Raw genomic sequence first — 18,625 nt, forward strand, 5'->3', positions numbered from 1 at the left:
ACGGACGGGAGGCTCGTCACCAGCTGGTGACGAGCCTCCCGTCCGTCGTGTGGTCCGGTCCTGCGCCGGGCCCGGCGCTCAGCCGCCGTACTGCCGCGTCAGCTCCCGCCGCAGCACCTTCCCGCTCGGCCCGAGCGGCAGTGCCTCGACCACGTGGTACACCCGCGGGTACTTGAACGAGGCGATCCGCTCGCGGACGAATGCGTCGACCCCGTCGGATCCGGTGGCGCCGTCGCGGAGGACGACGGCCGCGTGCACCTCCTGCCCGTGCACCGGGTGGTCGACGCCGAACACCGCGGCCGAGGCGACGTCCTCGTGCCGGTGCAGCACCGCCTCGACCTCGGACGGGTAGACGTTGTAGCCGTTCCGCAGGATCAGGTCCTTCTTGCGGTCGACGATGCTGACGTACCCGTCCTCGCTGAGCACGCCGATGTCGCCGGTGCGGAGGTACCCGTCGGCCATCGCGGTCGCCGTCGACTCCGGGTCGTCGAGGTAGCCGAGGAACAGGTTGTGCCCACGGACGACGATCTCGCCCGGCTCCCCGACCGGCAGCGGCACGATGCGCCCCTCGACCTCGGCGTCCGCCACGACGACGTCGACGCCCCAGACCGCAGGGCCGACGCTGCCGGCGCGACCCGGGACGCCGCGGGGGACCACCGAGACGACGGGCGAGGTCTCGGTCAGGCCGTAGCCCTCCTGGATCGGCGCCTGGAAGGTCGACTCGAAACGCTCCAGCACGGCGGCGGGCAGCGCGGCGCCGCCGGAGACGCACCAGCGGAACCGCGGTCGGGCGTCGTACTGGTCGGCCGCTCCGAGGAGTGCGATGAACATCGTCGGGACCCCGAGGAACGCCGTGACCTGCTGCTCCGCGCAGAGCTGCAGCGCGGTGGCCGCGTCGAAGCGGGGGAGCAGCACGATCGTCGCGCCCCGGCGGAGCGTCGTGTTCATCACGACGGTCTGGCCGAACGTGTGGAACAGCGGCAGGCCGCCGAACACGACGTCCTCCTCGCGCAGGTCGAACACGTCGATGATGCAGACGTTGACCTGCTCGACGAGCGCGAAGTGCGACCCGACCGCGCCCTTGGGCTGCCCGGTCGTGCCGCTGGTGAACAGGATGGTGGCGGGGTCGAGGGGGTTCGTCGCGACGACGGCGTCGAGCGGCTCGCCCTCCGACGCCAGCGCGGTCAGCGAGAGGACGTCCTCGCCGGCAGCCACGCCGACGACGAGCGCCCCGGTGTCGGCCGCGGCGGGTCCGGCCTCGCCGAGCACCGACCCGGCGGCGATGAGCACGCGTGCGCCGGAGCTGCTGAGGACGTGGGTGATCTCCTCGCGCTTGAACAGCAGGTGGATCGGCACGACGACGGCGCCCATCGCGAGGACGGCGAAGTACGCCACCAGGAACTCGGGCACGTTCGGCAGCATCACCGCCACCCGGTCGCCGCGCTCGACGCCGCGGGCGCGCAGGCCGCCGGCGGTCTGACGGACCCGCTCCCACAGGTCGCCGTACGTCAGTTCGTGGACGCCGTCGGGCAGCGCGGTGACGACGGCGGTCTTGATGCGGTGCCGTCGGGCGCCCTCGGCCACGATCGTGGCGACGTTCAGTGTTCCCAGTCCGGTGGTGGTGGACATCGTGCCCCTCTTCGTCGGTTCGGGCATCGTCGCCCTCGGTGGGGTCGCTGGTGGGACGACACCCGCGCGGTCGTCGGGTGCGTCCGCCCTCCTGACGCTACCCAGCGCGGACGGTCCGCATGCAGCCCCCGTTCGGCGGGCACGGGTGCGTCTCGGCACGACGACGGACGGGAGGCCCGTGGCGATCCCGCCACGGGCCTCCCGTCGGTGTGGACGCAGCTGCGTCCGAGGTGCAGTGTCAGCGCTGCTTCGTCGTCGCCACGAAGAGGTCGTCGAACAGTCCCTGGTCCTCAGTGGGCTGCTCGCCGTGCTTCCAGCGACGGCGCAGGCGGCGGATGGTGGTGATGCGCACCGGATCGACGCCCGGTTCGGTCTCGTACAGGCCCATGGTGTCCCTTCCCGTCGGCGGTGACCCCCGTGCGAGGGGAGTCCCGGTCGATTCCGACGGTACGGCCGCGTTCGGAGCCACGCCCGCGCAAGTAGGTAGAGAAGTTACCCATCCGCGCTGCGTGGACAATTCCTTCGCCCACGAACCGAGAGGCCCCTAACCTGCCTTACGACGTGGGCGGCACCCCGCCGTCGAGCGCCACGACGATGCGGTCGACGATGCGGACGAGGCGTCGGCGCTCTCGTTCCGAGAAGGAGGACAGGAGTTCGTGCAACTGCTCGTTGGTGCTGTCCAGCGCCGCTGCGAACACCTGCTCCTGGCCGGGCGTCAGCTCGATGAACCGGCTCCGACCGTCCTCCGGGTTCGGCACGCGCTGCAGGATCCCCTGCCGCTCCAGCCGGTCGATGATGCCCGTCACCGCGGGGCCGGTCAGCCCGAGGTGCGACGTCAGGTCCTTCACCCGGACCGAGCGCTCGCCCGACTTCGCACGCCACACGTACTGCAGCACCGACAGGTCGGTGCCGGAGACGCCGGTCCGGTCGCGCAGCCGGTTGCGCAGCGCGGTCGAGGCCTGCTCCAGACGGGTCAGGGCACCCATCACGTCGAGGTCGCTCACCGGGTGCCCTCCTCCGTGCGTCACGGCATGCCGGAGTGGGGACCGGCATGCTCGCGGCAAGGATATCCAGATACCGCTGGTTCCCGACTCAGTGCGGTGACCCAGTGAGCGAGCCGCTGGCACCCGAGCCCGAGGAGACCCGGGAAGCCACCGGACGGGAGGCGCTCGCCGACTCCGCGGTCCCCGTGCGCTTCGAGGTGGCCGGCACCGACCCCGACGCCGCCGCCCGTGACCTGGCCGGCGTCTACTCCGGCAAGCACTGGCTGTCGCGCCGGACCGAGGGGGAGTTCTCCTACCGGTACACGGCGGTCGGCGACTCCGACGTCTCGATGCGCCGGTCCACCATGAACGGCTTCCTCCGCGGAGCGTCCGTGCCGAGCGAGGACCTGGTGATGAGCTGGCTCACCGCGGGCTCCGGCACGCCCGACACCCTGCGCGACCGTGTCCCGCTGCGCATCGGCCACCCGATGCTCTTCCCGGCGCACCGCGACGTCGTGTTCGTGGCCACCGACTACGACCAGCAGCTCGTCCACCTGGACCGCGGGTTCGTCCGGGACGTCGCTGCCGAACGCTTCGACGTCGGCGCCCGTGAGATGCGCTTCGACCACCTGCGGCCCGCGGACGCCCTGGCCGTCCGGCAGTGGCGCGACTCCCTCGGTGCCCTCGCCCGCGCACTCCGGGAGGGCGGCACCGGCTCGCTCGTCTGGCACGAGGCCAAGCGGCAGGCGGTCGACGCCTTCCTCCGGGTCGTCCCGCCGCAGCTCGACCAGTTGCCCGCGGAGCTGCTGCACCCACGGCAGGCGAAACTCCGTGCCGCGGTCGAGCACATCCACGCGCACGCCGACGACCCGATCACGATCACCGACCTGGCGCAGGTCGCCGGGCTCAGCGTCCGCAGCGTGCAGGAGGCGTTCCGGCGCACGTTCGGCCTGTCGCCGCTGAACTACCTGCGGCAGGTCCGGCTGGACCGGGTCCACGAGGAGCTGCTGGCCCGCGACTCCCGGACGGTCTCGGTCGGGCAGGTCGCCACGCGCTGGGGGTTCGCGCACCTCGGGCGGTTCTCGGGGGCGTACGCGGAGCGGTTCGGCGAGTACCCGAAACAGACGTTGCGGCGGTGAGCCGGGCCTCCTGTCCGTGCCAGCGGACGCTGCGGTGTCCGTGGCGGCGGACACCTCGGCGGACACCCGGAGGCGCTACGGTTCCGCCATGACCGGTACGCCGACGACCGCCGAGGCACCGCCGACCCCCGTCCGGCGTCGGGCACTGCTGTCCTGGGCGCTGTGGGACTGGGGCTCCGCCGCGTTCAACGCCGTCGTCACCACGTTCGTGTTCAGCACCTACCTGGCGAGCCGGGCGTTCGTCGACCCGGCCCTCGTCCGGGCCGAGGGCTCCTCGGCCACCGCAGCTGCCGCCGTCGAGCGTGAACTCGCCCACAACGCCGCGACGGTCTCCACCGCGCTGACCATCGCCGGCCTCGTCGTCGCCCTGGTCGCGCCCGCGATCGGCCGGCTGGCGGACACGTCCGGCCACCGGAAGCGCTCGGTGTTCATCGCCACGATCGGCATCGTCCTGTCGATCGTCGGCATGGTCTTCGTCGCCCCCGAGCAGCCGTACCTGGTGCTCGGCGCCGCCCTCATCGGCATCGGCACGGTCGCGTACGAGATCGCCTGCGTCGGCTACAACGCGATGCTCGGCCAGGTCGCCACCGGGCCGAAGACCGGGCGGGTGTCCGCGATCGGCTGGGCCGCCGGGTACTTCGGCGGCATCGTGCTGCTCATCGTCCTGCTCGTGCTCTGCATCCAGGACTTCGGCGTCGAGGGCAAGGGCGGGCTCCTGCAGCTGCCCGCGACCGTCGCCTCTGGGCAGTGGGACGTGCGGGTCGCGATCGGCATCGCCGCGGTCTGGCTCGCCGTCAGCTCGATCCCGCTGTTCGTCGTCGTGCCCGAGGCGCCCGCCGACCCCAGCCGCCGCGGGTCCCTCTGGTCCGCCTACGCCGACCTCGGACGGGACATCGCGCGGCTCTGGCGCACCCGCCGGAACGTCCTGGCCTTCCTGCTCGCCAGCGCCGTGTTCCGCGACGGTGTCGGTGCCGTGTTCACCTTCGGCGGGATCATCGCCGCGCAGGTGTTCGGCTTCAGCCCCTCCGGCGTCATCATGTTCGCGATCGTGGCGAACGTCGTCGCCGGTATCTCCACCGTCGTCTCCGGACGGCTCGACGACCGGTTCGGGTCCCGCCCGCTCATCATGGTGTCCCTGGTCGGCCTGTCGGTGTTCGGCACCGCGGTGCTCTTCGCCGGGTCCGCGCAGGTGTCGTTCTGGGTGCTCGGGCTCGGGCTCTGCATGTTCGTCGGGCCGGTGCAGTCGTCCTCCCGGGCGTACCTGGCGAAGCTCGCGACACCCGGCCGCGAGGGCGAGCTCTTCGGCCTCTACGCCACCACCGGGCGGGCGGCGTCGTTCATCGCGCCGGCGCTGTTCGGGGTCGCGGTGACGATCGGTGGGTCGACGCGGTACGGGATCCTCGGCGTCGTCGTGGTCCTGATCGCCGGGCTGGTGCTGATGGCGTTCGTCCGCGACGAGCCGGCGGAGGCTGCGCCGGGCGGGTCCGGCGCCCCGGGCGCCTGACGCCTGACGCCCCGGCCTGCCGTCTGCCGCCGAGGTCGCACGACCCGCCGCTCACTTCCGCCGAGGTCGCACGAACTGTCGCTCCCGCGCGCTCGGAGCGACAGTTCGTGACACCTCGGCGACCGGCACCCGGGGGTGTCGCGGCCGCGAGCCGGGCGGGAGGCGCGGTGCCGGACGCGGGGTGTGCCTCCCGTCCGCGGGCTGCCGAGGTCGCACAACCCGCCGCTCACTTCCGCCGAGGGCGCACGACCTGTCGCTCCTAAGCGCTCGGAACGACGGTTCGTGACACCTCGGCGACGCGCACCCGGGGGTGTCGCGGCCGTGGGGTGTGCCTCCCGTCCGTCGGCTACCGGAGTCGCACGACCCGCCGCTCACTTCCGCCGAGGTCGCACGAACTGTCGCTCCCGCGGGCTCGGAGCGACACTTCGTGACACCTCGGCGCCTCGCCCCGGGGGTGTCGCGACCGCGGGGCGGACGGGAGGCGCGGTGCCGGACGCGGGGTGTGCCTCCCGTCCGTCGAGCGGTCACGACACCCCGCTCACCTCCACCGAGAGGTCACGAACTGTCGCTCCCGCGCCCTCGGAGCGAAACTTCGTGACCACTCGGCACCCGGCCCCCGCGCGCGCCGGGACCCCCTGTCCGCATCCCGCCCGCCCTCCGCAGCCACCGAGACCCCCGCGCGTAGCGTCCGCCCGGACGACCCACGAGGAGGAACCCCATGAAGGCAGTTGTCTGGCACGGCATCGGCGACATCCGGCTCGACGAGGTCCCGGAGCCCACCATCCAGGACCCGCACGACGCGATCGTGCACATCACCCGCTCCGCGATCTGCGGCACCGACCTGCACTTCGTCCGCGGCACGATGGCACCGATGGTCGAGGGCACGATCCTCGGCCACGAGGCGGTCGGCGTCGTCTCCCAGGTCGGCGACGCCGTCCGCGGGTTCAGCCCGGGCGACCGCGTCGTCATCAACTCGACCATCTCGTGTGGCGCCTGCCGGTACTGCCGCATGGGCCAGACCGCGCAGTGCGACGTGGCGAACCCGAACGGGCCCCAGGCGGGCACGAGCTTCTTCGGCGGCCCGCAGTCGACCGGCCCGGTGGACGGCCTGCAGGCCGAGTACGTCCGGGTGCCGTGGGCGCAGAACACGATGCACCCGCTGCCCGAGAACGTCAGCGACGAGCAGGCGATACTGCTCTCCGACATCTTCCCGACCGGCTGGTTCGGCGCCGAGCTCGCCGGGGTCCGCCGCGGCGACGTCGTCGTGGTGTTCGGCGCGGGGATCGTCGGCCAGTTCGCGGCCGCCTCGGCCTACAAGCAGGGTGCCGGACGCGTCATCGTCGTCGACGGGCACGAGACCCGGCTCGCCGCGGCCCTCGCGCAGCACTGCGAGGTCGTCGACTACAACAAGGAGGACCCGGTCCAGGCGATCCTTGACCTCACCAACGGCATCGGTGCGGACGCCGTCATCGACGCGGTCGGCGTCGACGCGGAACGCCCGAAGCGCGGCCCCGCGGCGGTGTCCGACGAACAGGCCGCCGCCTTCGACGCCGAGGTGCAGCAGGTCGCACCCGACGCCTCGCCCGACGGGTTCGGCGAGCAGCAGCAGTGGAAGCCGGGCGACGGGCCCTCCCAGGTCGCCCAGTGGGCGGTCGCCTCGGTCGCGAAGTACGGCCGGATCGGGATCATCGGCGTGTACGGGCCGACCGCGCAGTCGTACCCGATCGGCGAGGCGATGAACAAGAACCTCACGATCCGGATGGGCAACTGCGACCACCACTCGGTCACCCCGCCGCTCATCGACATGGTCGCGGCCGGGCAGTTCGACCCGACGGCGCTGATCACCGAACACGAGGGCATCGGCTCCGCGATCGAGGCCTACGAGGCCTTCGACCGCCGCGAACCCGGCTGGATCAAGGTCGAGCTGACGGACCTGACCGCCTGATCGGGCCGGCGCTGCGCGCCACGCGGTGTCGGCCTGGAGGCCCGGTGCCGGTCCCACGGGCCGGCACCGGGCCTCCAGACGGTCACGCCGCGACGGACGGTGCGGCTTCTCCTGCACCGATGCGGTTCTCCGCGGAGTTCCCCACACGTCGGCCCCACGGTCGTCCGAGGCGGGGACGGTGGGCCAGGATGGGACGCATGACCGACCAGCGGATCGCCGTCGTCGTCCTCGCCGCCGGGCAGGGCACACGCATGAAGTCCTCGCTCCCCAAGGTGCTGCACCGGCTCGCCGGCCTGCCCCTGATCGCCCACGTGCTCCGGACCGCCGAGTCACTGTCGCCGGACCACGTCGTCGTGGTCGTCCGGCACGAACGTGACCGCGTCGCCGCCGAGATCACCGAGCGTGCTCCCGACGCCCTGGTCGTCGACCAGGACGACGTCCAGGGCACCGGCCGCGCGGTGGAGGTCGCAGTGGACGCGCTGCCGGTCGACTTCGACGGAGTCGTCGTGGTGCTCTCCGGCGACGTGCCGCTGCTCGACGCGCCGAGCCTCCGCACCCTCGTGACCGCGCACGGCGACGGCGGACACGGCGCCACGTTCGTCAGCGCCATCGCTCCCGACCCGACCGGGCTCGGGCGCATCGTGCGCGACGCCGACGGAGCGTTCGCCGGGGTCGTCGAACACAAGGACGCCACCCCGGAGCAGCTGCAGATCACCGAGGCGAACGCCGGCATCTACGCGTTCGACGTCACCCACCTCCGTGCCGTCCTGCCCTCGCTGACCACCGAGAACGCCCAGGGCGAGAAGTACATCACCGACGTCCCGGCCCTCGTCGCCGCCCGCGGTGGTCGGGTCGACGTCGTCACGCTGACCGATCCGTGGCTCGTCGTCGGTATCAACGACCGCGCGCAGCTGTCCGACGCGGCCCGAGAGCTCAACGGCCGGATCGTCCGTCGTCACCAGCTGGCCGGCGTCACCGTGCAGGACCCTGCTTCGACCTGGATCGACCTCGACGTCACGATCGAACGCGACGCCGAACTGCTGCCCGACACGCAGCTGATCGGCGCGACGGCGATCGCCAGCGGTGCCGTCGTCGGGCCGGGCACGACCCTGCGCGACACCGAGGTCGGCGCCGGCGCCACCGTGAACCGCGTCGACGCGACCCTGGCGGTCATCGGCGACGGCGCCTCGGTCGGACCCTTCGCCTACCTGCGTCCGGGCACCATCCTGGGCGAGCGCGGCAAGATCGGCACCTTCGTCGAGACCAAGAACGCCGTGATCGGCCGCGGCAGCAAGGTCCCGCACCTGTCGTACATCGGCGACACCGAGGTCGGCGAGGACTCCAACATCGGTGCGAACACCATCACCGCGAACTACGACGGCGTCCACAAGCACCGCACCGTCATCGGCTCCGACGTCCGGACCGGATCGCACAACGTGTTCGTCGCCCCGGTTAGGATTGGCGACGGGGCGTACACCGGTGCAGGCACGACAGTCCGCAAGGACGTGCCGGCCGGGTCGCTCGCGATCAGCTACGCCCCACAGCGCAACTCCGAGGGATGGGTCGAGGAGAACCGACCCGGTACCCCGGCGGCCGAGGCAGCTCGGCGCGCGCGAGGCGAATGACACCTTCGACGGTCCCCGTGGCCGTCAGCGGTGGGCCCCGACCGGAGCCCAGGACATCGGCCCCGGCGGGTCAGATCGACCCCTTCACGGGGTCAGGGAGTGAGCACCACACGTGTCCGGAATCAAGACAACCGGCCAGAAGCGACTCGTCCTGGTCGCAGGGCGAGCGCACCCGGAACTGTCGAAGGCGATCGCGGAAGAGCTCGGTGTCGACCTCGTCCCGACCGACGCCCGGACCTTCGCCAACGGTGAGCTCTACGCCCGCTTCGACGAGTCGGTGCGCGGGTGCGACGCCTTCGTCATCCAATCGCACACCGCCCCGATCAACGAGTGGCTCATGGAGCAGCTCATCATGGTCGACGCCCTGAAGCGCGCCTCGGCCAAGCGCATCACCGTCGTCGCCCCGTTCTACCCGTACGCCCGGCAGGACAAGAAGGGCCGCGGCCGCGAGCCGATCTCGGCCCGCCTGGTCGCCGACCTGTTCAAGGCCGCCGGCGCCCACCGCATCATGAGCGTCGACCTGCACGCCCCGCAGATCCAGGGCTTCTTCGACGGCCCGGTCGACCACCTGTTCGCGATGCCGGTGCTCCTCGAGCGCTTCCGCGAGATGCTCGACCCCGCGACCCTGACCGTCGTGTCGCCCGACATGGGCCGCGTCCGCGTCGCCGACATCTGGTCCGAGAAGCTCGGTGCACCGCTGGCGATCATCCACAAGCGCCGCGACCCGCTCATCCCGAACCAGGTCTCGGTGCACGAGATCGTGGGCGACGTCTCCGGCCGCTGGTGCCTGCTCGTCGACGACCTCATCGACACCGGCCGCACGATCGCCAAGGCAGCCGAAGCGCTCAAGGCCAGCGGCGCCAAGGGCGTCGTCGTCGCCGCCACCCACGCCGTGTTCTCCGACCCGGCGACCGAGCTGCTGCAGAGCGAGTTCATCGACCGCGTCGTCGTCACCGACACGCTGCCGGTCCCGCACGAGAAGCGCTGGGACAAGCTCGAGGTCCTGCCGATCGCACCGCTCATCGCCCGCGCCATCCACGAGGTGTTCGACGACGGTTCGGTGACGTCGATGTTCGACGGCGCCGCCTGAGTCCTCGGACACCAGCGTGGCCCTGACTCCGCGAGACGCTCTCGCCGCCCGGCTCCGGGCGGGCGGGAGCGTCTTCGCCGAGGACGAAGCCGACCTGCTGCTCGCTGCCGGTGACGGCGACCCGACGCGCCTCCGCGGGCTGCTGCAGCGCCGTCTGGCGGGGGAGCCGCTCGAGTACGTCCTCGGTTGGGCGGCCTTCGACGGACACCGGGTGCGCGTGACCCCCGGGGTCTTCGTCCCGCGGGCCCGGACCCGGGTCGTCGTCGTCGAGGGCGCTCGACGCCTGCACCGCTACGACCGGGTCGTCGACCTGTGCTGCGGTGCCGGGGCGATCGGGATGGCGCTGCTCGAACGGATCGGCGCGCTCGACCTCGTCGCGGCCGACATCGACCCGGACGCCACCGAGGTCGCGGCCGAGAACCTCGGCGACCGGGGGATCGTCGTCACCGGCGACCTGTTCGCGCCGCTGCCGACCCGGTTCCGCGGGCAGGTCGACGTCCTCACCGTGAACGCCCCCTACGTGCCGACGGACGCCATCGGCTCGATGCCGACCGAGGCCCGCGACCACGAGCACCGGGTCGCCCTCGACGGCGGCGCGGACGGCCTGGACGTGCACCGGCGAATCGCAGCCAGTGCGGCCGAGTGGCTCCGGCCCGGCGGCGCCGTCGTGATCGAGGTCTCAGGCGTCCAGGCGCCGGTGTCGGCGGGACTCTTCCGCGCTGCGGGATTCACGGCGGAACTCGCCCGCGACGATGAGGTCGACGGCACCTGTGTCGTCGCCACGCTCCCCGGCTGACGCTTGCCCGCCGGACGCCGGACGCCGGACGCCGGACGCCTGACGCTTCCCCGCCGGACGCCTGCCCCCTGCCCGCCCGACCCCTGCGAGCCGAGACCCGGCCGCCGGAGCCCCGTCGTTCGCCCCAGACGCGGCGGAGTCGCCGAGACGCGGCGGAGTTGCCGAGACGCCGGAGAGTCGTTGAGACACCGCAGAACTCGGCGGCGTCCGACCGCCCCGGCGGCGCCGAGTGCAGACGGGGGCGTCTCGCCGACGGGACAGCCCCGTGGGCGGTGACCCGCGCCTCCCGTCAGGACGCGGAGATGGTGACCCCGTGCCAGCCGGTCGCACCGTTCGGAGCCGGCGGACGCTGCACGCTCGTCTGCACCTCGCCGTCGGCGCTGACCGCGCGGACCTGCACCTCGTGCTGCCCCGCGACGGCCGTCCACCGGTACACCCACTGCCGCCACGTGTCAGCCGAGACCGAGTCGGCGAGCTCGGCGTCCTGCCATCCGGCGGAGCCGACCTTCACCTGCACGGCCTTCACGCCGACGTGCGGCTGCCAGGCGACGCCCGCGATCGGCACGCGGTCGCCGACCTTGACGGAGGTGCCGTCGCCGGGAGTGTCGATCCGCGACTCGAGCTTCACCGGGCCGCGCTCGGACCAGCCGCGCGGTGTCCAGTAGCCCTGCGCCTTCGCGAACCGGGTGACCTCGAGCTCGGTGACCCACTTCGTCGCGGAGACGTACCCGAACAGCCCCGGGACGACCAGTCGCGCCGGGAACCCGTGTTCGGCGGGCAACGGCGAGCCGTTCATGCCGACCGCCACGAGCGCCTGCGTGCCCTCGTCCTGCAGCACGTCGAGGGGGGTGCCGGCGGTGAACCCGTCGATGCTCCGCGACAGGACCATGTCCGCGCCGGACTTCGGCCGGGCGCGGGCGAGGAGCGTCCGGATCGGGTAGCCGAGCCAGAGCGCGTTGCCGATGAGGTTGCCGCCGACCTCGTTCGAGACGCAGCTCAGCGTCGCCATGTGCTCTTCGAGGGGGAGGGCCAGCAGCTCCGCCCAGGTGATCTCGATGGTCTCCTCGACCTCGCCGTGGATCTTCAGCGACCAGTCGGCGGGGTCGATCGACGGCACGCGCAGAGCCGTGTCGATCCGGTAGAAGTCGGCGTTGGGGGTGACGTAGGGCGTGATGCCCGTCACGTCCAGGCTCGCACCGGTCGGCACCGGCGGCGCGGTGGTCGCCGGCGTCGGCAGTCGCACGGCCCGGCGGACCGCGGCTGCGGCCTGCAGGGACGCCGACCCCAGCCGGGAGGCGCTGCCCACCACCGCCGCGACGGCTGCGGTGGTCACCGCCCAGCCGATGAACGAGCGTCGCTGGACGCCGCCAGCGCGCTCGGCGTCGGCGGTGGGCACCGTGCGGGCGTCCTCCCACCGGCGGAGGCGCTGCAGCAGGAGCCGGAGCACGATGATCGACGCGGCCACACCGAGCACCGTCGGGGCGCCGTCGAAGGTGCCGCTGCCGGAACGGGTGGTGACCGCGAGCAGCGCGAGCACCCCGCCGGCGGCGAACACCAGCGCGCCCCACGGCGGCCGGCGACGTTCGAGGATGCCGGCACCGGCCGTGATGACCACGAGCAGGACCGTCATGAGTGCGAACAGCGCGACCTTGTCGCCGGTGCCGAACAGCGACACCATGAGGTCCTTCGCGCCTCGGGGTGCGAGGTCGATGACCGCGGAGCCGACGGCCACGAGCGGACTGCCGGCGCCGCCGAGCAGCAGCGCACCGAGCTCCGCGACGGCGAGGAACGCGAGCATGGCGATCACCCCGACGAGCGCGGCGGCCCAGCGACGGTGCGGGAGGAGGCGCGGGTCAGGCTCGGTCACCCACGGATGGTAAGTCAGCGCCGCTGGGAACGGGCGGTCCGCTGCGCGGAACGGGTTGGGGGAGCGTTCATCCCCGGTCGTGCCGGTGGATGCCGTCGTCGTGGCAGGATCGTCACCGTGCCGAGGCGACCGATCCGTGTTCCGGGTCCTGGTCGTGCCCGCGGGGACCGGCAGCGCTGGTCGCCGTACCGCCGACTCCTCGCGCTCCGGTGGGCGATCGTCGGGCTCTGGGCCGCTCTGGTGACGGCACGGATCCTCGTCGTGAACGCCGATCCGGACGCCGACCTGACCGCGTTCGGCATCGCCGAAGTCGCCGCCGTCGTCATCGGGGTGACGGTCATCGTGATCGCCGTCCTCCGTGCCCGGTCCATCAGCCGACGACGAGCGGACGACCTGCTCGCCACGGCCGTCCGTCGGGTCGACCCGACCGTCTGGCTCGTCCCGGCCTCGGCGACTCCGGAGCTCCGCGGGACGCTGGAAGCGGTGCGCCCCGAGGTGCCGCTCGCACGGCACGTGACCTGGGCGTTCGGTGCGACCGAAGCGTCGCTGTGGGAACTCGACGAACGTCGGGCCACCCGGTTGCTCGTCATCCGGTGGACCCGCGTGGTGCACGTGGGCGTCGAGGACGTCCTGGTGCCCGGGGCCGGACGACGGACCGCGCCCGCGATCGTCGTGCACTACGTGCGGCCTGACGACACCACCGCGGTCGCGACGTTCTTCGTGCGTGCGGCACCCGGTTCGGACCGCCTGCTCGGCCGCGGCGACCGGCTGGACGAGCTCCTGGCCCGGCTGGCCCGCGAGCGCATCGTCGCCTGAGACAGACGACCCGGCCCGACCGCACCCCGCGGCCGCAGCACGCACCGAGGGCCCCGTCGACGACGAGGCCCTCGGGTCGGAACGGTCGGGATCAGTGCGTCGACGGCTCCTGCTCGACCTCGGGACGCCCGTCGTCGGACCACAGCGTGTGGAACGTGCCGTCCTTGTCGGTGCGCTGGTAGGTGTGCGCACCGAAGAAGTCGCGCTGCCCCTGGATCAGGGCGGCGGGCAGTCGCTCGGACGCCAGCGAGTCGAAGTACGACAGCGCCGACGAGAACCCGGGCGCCGGGATCCCCGACGCAGCCGCGATGCCGACGATGCGCCGCCAGGCTGCTTCACCCTCGGCCACGGCGTCGGCGAAGTACGGGTCGACGAGCAGCGACGCGAGCTCCGGGTCCTTGTCGTACGCCTCGACGATGCGGTTCAGGAACTGGGCACGGATGATGCAGCCACCGCGCCAGATCTTCGCCATGTCGCCGAGCGCGATGTCCCAGTCGTACTCCTTGGCCCCGGCGATGATGAGGTCGAAGCCCTGCGCGTACGCGACGACCTTCGAGGCGTAGAGCGCTGCCCGGACGTCGTCGGCGAAGGTGTCCGGCACCTCGGCGATGTCGGGGCGCTTCGTGACGGACTTCCGGACCGCTTCGCGCTGCGTCGGCTTCGACGACACCGCACGGGCGAACACCGCCTCGCCGATGCCGGAGACCGGGATGCCCAGGCCGACGGCGTTCTGCACGGTCCAGACGCCGGTGCCCTTCGAGCCCGCTTCGTCGCGGATCAGGTCGACGAGGGGCTTGCCGGTGTCGGCGTCCTGCTGCTTGAGGACCTCGCCGGTGATCTCGATCAGGTAGGACTCGAGGTCGCCCTTGTTCCACTCGTCGAACACCTGCACGAGCTGGTCGACGCTGTAGCCACCGACGCGGCGGAGCAGGTCGTACGACTCGGCGATGAGCTGCATGTCGGCGTACTCGATGCCGTTGTGGACCATCTTCACGAAGTGGCCGGCACCGTCGGTACCGACGTGCGTGACACAGGGCTCACCCTCGGCCACGGCCGCGATCGACTTCAGGATCGGGCCCAGGGTCTCCCACGCCTCGTCCGATCCGCCGGGCATGATCGACGGCCCGTGCAGGGCGCCCTCTTCGCCGCCGGAGATACCGGTGCCGACGAAGTTCAGACCCTTCTCCTTGAGGTCGTGCTCGCGACGGATGGTGTCGTGGAAGTTGGCGTTGCCGCCGTCGACGATGATGTCGCCTTCCTCGAACCGGTCGGCGAGCTGCGAGATCACCGCGTCGGTGCCCTTGCCGGCCTGGACCATGATGATCGCGGTGCGCGGCTTCGACAGGGACGCCACGAACCCGTCGATGTCCTCGGACGCGATGAAGCCCATGTCGCCGTGCTCGTTCATGAGCTCTTCGGTGCGGGCGTAGGTGCGGTTGTAGACCGCGACGGTGTTGCCCTCACGCGACGCGAGGTTCCGCGCCAGGTTCGAGCCCATCACCGCGAGGCCGATGACCCCGATGTTCGCCTTGTCGTTGTTCTCTGCCACGTCGACTCCTTCGTGTCTGGACGGCCACCGCCAATCTATGCAGCCGCCCGTGTGACCACCCAGGTCTTCCGCATCCTGTGGACCACGAGGCCCCCGGTTCGTACTGTGGAGGAATGGCCGATGCGACCGTCCTCCCGCCCGTGCTCGTGATGGGGGTCTCCGGATCCGGCAAGTCGACGGTGGGTGAAGCGCTGACGTGTGCCCTCGTCGAACGGGGACAGGCAGCCGAGTTCGTCGACGCTGACGGACTGCACCCGCAGGCGAACAAGGACAAGATGCACGCTGGCGTCCCCCTGACGGACGAGGACCGGCGCCCGTGGCTCGACGCCTGCTCGGCACGGATCGCCGAGGTGCAGCGATCCGGCTCCCGGTGCGTGATGGCGAACTCCGCGCTGAAGCGCGCCTACCGCGACCGTCTGCGCGAGGACGCCCCCGACCTGTTCATCGCGTTCCTCGACGGCTCGCGCGAACTCATCGCCGAGCGGCAGAGCCACCGGCACCACGAGTACATGCCGAACTCGCTGCTCGACTCGCAGTTCGAGACGCTCGAGCGTCCCGGATCCGACGAGGCATCGGCCGCGGTCCCGATCCGCGGATCGGTGGACGAGACCGTCGCGGCCATCCTCGCGATCGTGCCCTGAGCCTCCAGACCGGAACCGAACCCGCCCTGAACCAGACCCTGCTCTGACCCGCACCCGGCCCGTGGACCACGAAGCGCTCGCCGAGGTCGCCAGGACGCTCCTCCGCAGCACCCCGGCCGACTTCGTCGCGCACCGCACCACCCGACAGCGCGCGCTCCGCGGGGAGGACCGCGAGCTGGCCGCCGCCGTCGGCGCGCTCCGCAAACCCGCGCCGGCCGCCTGGGTCGTCGACCTGCTCGCCCACGACGAGACACACGGCAGCGCCCTCGACGACGCCGTCGCCCTCGGGCCGTCCCTCCGCGCCGCGCAGGAGCACGCCGACCCGCACGAGATCGCCACGCTCCGGAAGCAGCGGACCCAGGTGGTCGAGGCGCTCGCCGCAGCGGGCGCCGACCTCGCCCAACAGGCCGGACACGTCGTCACGAGCGCGGTGCTCGACCAGGTCCGCGCCACGATCGAGGCGGGCATGGCGGACCCGCACGCCGGTGCCGCGATCCGTTCCGGCCTGCTCGTCCGTCCGCTCGAGGGCGTCGGCTTCGACCCGGTCGACCTCGACGACACGCTCGCCGTCCCGGATGCGGTGCCGGACGCCTGGTCCGGCAGCGACGCGCCTCCCATCCCGATCACAGCCGGGAGGCGCGGCGCACGTCGGTCCCGCAGGTCCGGACCCGCAGACCCCGCCGAACGCGACCACGTCGACACCGGGACGGACGAGGCGGGGGCAGGACGGGCCTCCCGTCCGGCTGACCGTGACCCGGCGGCCGATCGTCGCGCCGCACGGGAGGCCGATCGCCGGGCCCGCCAGGTCTCCCGCGACGCCGATGCCGCCCTGGACGACGCCGAGTCGGCCCTGGAGGACGTCGAGGAACGACGGACCGACCTCGACCGCCGCCGCCGCGACCTCGAGCGCCAGCTGGACGCGCTCGAGGGGGAGCGGACCGACCTCGACGCCGAGGCCGAGCGGCTGGGTCACGAGCGTGCCGACGCCGAGCGGGCGAGCGACCGTGCGCGGGAGGACCTCGTCGCGGCCCGACGTCGGCGTCACGAGCTGGACTGACGTCGTCCACCAGCCTCGCCCCTCATCCACTCGGATGAAAGCCGATCCAGCGGCTCGCTCCGCCCGTGCCGGCCGCCCTACGCTCGGCGCCATGCCCTTCTCCCTCCGCCGGCTCCGGCACGCCGCAGCGCCCGCTGCTGCGGTCGCGTACCTCGTGTCCTGGGTCCTCGTCGAGGCGGGACGACCCGACGTCGACGGCATCCTGGTGGTGGTCCTCTTCGCCGGAGCGATCGGCCTGGCGAACTGGATGCCGTCGCTGAGCCTCGGGCTGGTCGTCGCGGTCCCGCTGCTGCAGGCCCTGCGCCTCCTCGTCCGGCCGGGCAGCACGACCTGGCCCGAGTACATCGCCATCGCGATCGTCGTCGGCTTCGTCGGTGCCGGCCGTTCCGGAGCGCTCCGCTGGTCGGCCGTCCCGGTACTCGGGCTCGCCAGCGCAGCGGCGGCCTGGGCGATGGCCGTCCCGAGCTCCGCGGAACAGGACGTGTGGGCGTCATGGTCGGGGTCACGCTCCGGCACGCGCTCTGACCTCGCCTTCCTGGCGCTCGCGATCGCCGGCGCGAGCGGGATCGCCTGGGCGGTCGGCGTCGCGGTCGGTGCGGCCTGGCGGGTCGGTCTGGCCCGGGTGCGCGTCGTCGAGGCCGAGCGGGAGACCGAGGCGACGACCGCCGAGCTCGTCGCAGAGCAAGAGCGTGCGCGGATCGCGCGGGACGTCCACGACTCCCTCGCGCACTCGCTCGCCGTGGTCGTGTCGCAGGCGCAGGGGGCCGCTGCCATCACTGGCGCCGACGGGCTCGCGGCTGCTGCCCTGCGGGACATCGCCGAGGTCAGCCGCACGGCGCTCGGCGACGTCCGGTCGCTCGTCGAGCGGATCCAGGGCTCCGGCCAGGAGGCTCGCCACGGCCTGGCAGACGTCCCGCACCTGATGGAGGACATGCGGGAACTCGGGATGGACGCCGATCTCGAGCAGCACGGGAAGGTCGGGACCCTCGGCACGGCGACCGCGGGTTCGGTGCACCGCATCGTGCAGGAGAGCCTCACGAACGTGCTGAAGCACCAGGGCAGGACGGCATCGGTCCGCGTGGTGTTCGACTGGCGAGGTCCGGGACTCGGCATCGTCGTCAGCTCCCGCGGAGACGCGCCGCTCGTCACCCTCGACGGACCCGGCTCCGGGGTTGCCGGGATGCGGGAGCGCGCCCGGCTGTCCGGCGGTTGGCTCCGCGCTGGAGCTGGTGACCAGCCGCACGAACACGTCGTGACCGCCTGGGTGCCGACCCGACCGACCGGCGCGGACGACCAGACCGTCGAGACAGTGGGAGCGGACCGATGAGCCCGATCCGCGTCGCGGTCGTGGACGACCAGCGCCTGTTCGCGTCGGGCATGCAGATGCTCGTCGACGCCCAGGAGGACATGACCTGCGTCGGCATCGCCGCTGACGGAGCCGAGGCGCTCACGCTCTGCGCCGACACGGATCCCGACGTCCTGCTCCTCGACCTCCGGATGCCGGTGCTCAACGGCATCGCGACGCTGGCCCGGCTCGCCGCGCTGGGCGGTGACCGGCCGAGGGTGATCGCCCTCACGACCATCCGTCGGGACGACGCCGTCCTCGCGGCACTCCGCGGCGGGGCTGCGGCGTTCCTCACCAAGGACGCCCGCCCCGAGGTCGTCACGAGCACCATCCGGGACGTGCACGAGGGCCGCCCCGCGCCGACCGAGACCGAGGCGCTCGACCTGCTCCGCGCCGAGGGGACCCTCGTCGAGACCGACCGGAGCGACGAGGTGCTGGACGCGTTGACGGCTCGGGAACGCGAGGTCTTCCTCCTGGTCGCGAAGGGCCTCAGCAACGCTGAGATCGCGACGTCGGTGTTCCTCAGCGAGGCCACCGTGAAGACCCACATCCGCTCGGTCCTGCAGAAACTCGGGCTCCGCAACCGCATCCAGGTCGTCATCACCGCACACGAACGCGGCCTCGTCCGCGCCTAGGGGG

General features: G+C 72.5%; 16 protein-coding genes. 11 read left to right on the top strand and 5 right to left on the bottom strand.

Features of this window, described 5'->3' with window-relative positions:
• Nucleotides 1–78: 78 nt before the first annotated feature.
• The 3 genes from DEI97_RS03965 to DEI97_RS03975 form a co-directional block, all read right to left on the bottom strand.
• Nucleotides 79–1,629 carry an AMP-binding protein gene (locus tag DEI97_RS03965; protein WP_111075831.1) on the bottom strand — a complete coding sequence of 517 codons (1,551 nt, stop codon included), beginning with the start codon at nucleotides 1,627–1,629 and terminating at the stop codon, nucleotides 79–81.
• A gap of 238 nt (nucleotides 1,630–1,867) precedes the next feature.
• Nucleotides 1,868–2,017: a hypothetical protein gene (locus tag DEI97_RS03970; RefSeq protein ID WP_181421545.1), complete on the bottom strand. Its 150-nt coding sequence runs from the start codon at nucleotides 2,015–2,017 to the stop codon at nucleotides 1,868–1,870.
• A gap of 166 nt (nucleotides 2,018–2,183) precedes the next feature.
• Entirely contained in the window at nucleotides 2,184–2,633 is a 450-nt protein-coding gene (locus DEI97_RS03975; protein WP_111075823.1) for a MarR family winged helix-turn-helix transcriptional regulator, read from the bottom strand.
• Nucleotides 2,634–2,737: 104 nt separating this feature from the next.
• Here DEI97_RS03975 and DEI97_RS03980 point away from each other — a divergent pair, with 104 nt between their 5' ends.
• The 6 genes from DEI97_RS03980 (at nucleotide 2,738) to DEI97_RS04005 (ending at nucleotide 10,711) form a co-directional block, all read left to right on the top strand.
• Nucleotides 2,738–3,751 carry a helix-turn-helix transcriptional regulator gene (locus DEI97_RS03980; RefSeq protein WP_111075824.1) on the top strand — a complete coding sequence of 338 codons (1,014 nt, stop codon included), beginning with the start codon at nucleotides 2,738–2,740 and terminating at the stop codon, nucleotides 3,749–3,751.
• Between the two features lie 88 nt (nucleotides 3,752–3,839).
• Complete coding sequence (locus tag DEI97_RS03985; protein ID WP_111075825.1) at nucleotides 3,840–5,255, top strand: MFS transporter; 1,416 nt, start codon at nucleotides 3,840–3,842, stop codon at nucleotides 5,253–5,255.
• Between the two features lie 718 nt (nucleotides 5,256–5,973).
• Nucleotides 5,974–7,200 carry an alcohol dehydrogenase catalytic domain-containing protein gene (locus DEI97_RS03990; protein ID WP_111076490.1) on the top strand — a complete coding sequence of 409 codons (1,227 nt, stop codon included), beginning with the start codon at nucleotides 5,974–5,976 and terminating at the stop codon, nucleotides 7,198–7,200.
• 197 nt (nucleotides 7,201–7,397) lie between these two features.
• Nucleotides 7,398–8,825, top strand: a complete 1,428-nt coding sequence (gene glmU, locus DEI97_RS03995; RefSeq protein ID WP_111076489.1) for a bifunctional UDP-N-acetylglucosamine diphosphorylase/glucosamine-1-phosphate N-acetyltransferase GlmU — start codon at nucleotides 7,398–7,400, stop codon at nucleotides 8,823–8,825.
• Nucleotides 8,826–8,937: 112 nt separating this feature from the next.
• Nucleotides 8,938–9,915 (top strand): ribose-phosphate diphosphokinase, encoded by a 978-nt coding sequence (locus DEI97_RS04000; RefSeq protein WP_111076488.1) that lies wholly within the window; start codon nucleotides 8,938–8,940, stop codon nucleotides 9,913–9,915.
• 16 nt (nucleotides 9,916–9,931) lie between these two features.
• The gene (locus tag DEI97_RS04005) at nucleotides 9,932–10,711 is read left to right on the top strand and encodes a putative protein N(5)-glutamine methyltransferase (RefSeq protein WP_258376812.1); all 780 of its coding nucleotides are present in this window, start codon (nucleotides 9,932–9,934) and stop codon (nucleotides 10,709–10,711) included.
• A 289-nt stretch (nucleotides 10,712–11,000) separates the two neighbouring features.
• On the opposite strand, the gene DEI97_RS04010 is transcribed toward DEI97_RS04005, so the two are convergent.
• On the bottom strand, nucleotides 11,001–12,578 hold the full coding sequence (locus tag DEI97_RS04010; RefSeq protein ID WP_349814968.1) for a molybdopterin-dependent oxidoreductase: 1,578 nt from the start codon (nucleotides 12,576–12,578) through the stop codon (nucleotides 11,001–11,003).
• Between the two features lie 117 nt (nucleotides 12,579–12,695).
• Between DEI97_RS04010 and DEI97_RS04015 the strand changes: the two genes are divergently transcribed.
• Complete coding sequence (locus DEI97_RS04015; protein ID WP_111076436.1) at nucleotides 12,696–13,394, top strand: hypothetical protein; 699 nt, start codon at nucleotides 12,696–12,698, stop codon at nucleotides 13,392–13,394.
• A 91-nt stretch (nucleotides 13,395–13,485) separates the two neighbouring features.
• Here the strand turns inward: DEI97_RS04015 and gnd are convergent, their stop codons facing one another.
• On the bottom strand, nucleotides 13,486–14,943 hold the full coding sequence (gene gnd / locus DEI97_RS04020) for an NADP-dependent phosphogluconate dehydrogenase (protein WP_111076435.1): 1,458 nt from the start codon (nucleotides 14,941–14,943) through the stop codon (nucleotides 13,486–13,488).
• A 113-nt stretch (nucleotides 14,944–15,056) separates the two neighbouring features.
• Between gnd and DEI97_RS04025 the strand changes: the two genes are divergently transcribed.
• The 4 genes from DEI97_RS04025 (at nucleotide 15,057) to DEI97_RS04040 (ending at nucleotide 18,621) form a co-directional block, all read left to right on the top strand.
• Entirely contained in the window at nucleotides 15,057–15,584 is a 528-nt protein-coding gene (locus tag DEI97_RS04025) for a gluconokinase (RefSeq protein WP_111076434.1), read from the top strand.
• 61 nt (nucleotides 15,585–15,645) lie between these two features.
• A complete protein-coding gene (locus DEI97_RS04030; protein ID WP_181439379.1) occupies nucleotides 15,646–16,641 on the top strand; it encodes a hypothetical protein in 996 nt (331 codons plus the stop codon).
• Between the two features lie 91 nt (nucleotides 16,642–16,732).
• Nucleotides 16,733–17,968 (top strand): sensor histidine kinase, encoded by a 1,236-nt coding sequence (locus tag DEI97_RS04035; protein ID WP_181439378.1) that lies wholly within the window; start codon nucleotides 16,733–16,735, stop codon nucleotides 17,966–17,968.
• The gene (locus DEI97_RS04040) at nucleotides 17,965–18,621 is read left to right on the top strand and encodes a response regulator transcription factor (RefSeq protein WP_111076432.1); all 657 of its coding nucleotides are present in this window, start codon (nucleotides 17,965–17,967) and stop codon (nucleotides 18,619–18,621) included. The genes DEI97_RS04035 and DEI97_RS04040 overlap by 4 nt, the downstream gene beginning before the upstream one ends.
• Nucleotides 18,622–18,625 lie beyond the last annotated feature (4 nt).

The sequence above is a fragment of the Curtobacterium sp. MCLR17_032 genome, from assembly GCF_003234795.2.
GTDB lineage: Bacteria > Actinomycetota > Actinomycetes > Actinomycetales > Microbacteriaceae > Curtobacterium.

Bases quoted from the DNA above. Each gene is read 5' to 3' on its own strand.
- DEI97_RS04035 (WP_181439378.1), top strand. From the start codon at position 16,733: ATGCCCTTCTCCCTCCGCCGGCTCCGGCACGCCGCAGCGCCCGCTGCT.
- DEI97_RS03965 (WP_111075831.1), bottom strand. From the start codon at position 1,629: ATGTCCACCACCACCGGACTGGGAACACTGAACGTCGCCACGATCGTG.
- DEI97_RS03990 (WP_111076490.1), top strand. From the start codon at position 5,974: ATGAAGGCAGTTGTCTGGCACGGCATCGGCGACATCCGGCTCGACGAG.
- DEI97_RS03970 (WP_181421545.1), bottom strand. From the start codon at position 2,017: ATGGGCCTGTACGAGACCGAACCGGGCGTCGATCCGGTGCGCATCACC.
- DEI97_RS04040 (WP_111076432.1), top strand. From the start codon at position 17,965: ATGAGCCCGATCCGCGTCGCGGTCGTGGACGACCAGCGCCTGTTCGCG.
- DEI97_RS04025 (WP_111076434.1), top strand. From the start codon at position 15,057: ATGGCCGATGCGACCGTCCTCCCGCCCGTGCTCGTGATGGGGGTCTCC.
- DEI97_RS03985 (WP_111075825.1), top strand. From the start codon at position 3,840: ATGACCGGTACGCCGACGACCGCCGAGGCACCGCCGACCCCCGTCCGG.
- glmU (WP_111076489.1), top strand. From the start codon at position 7,398: ATGACCGACCAGCGGATCGCCGTCGTCGTCCTCGCCGCCGGGCAGGGC.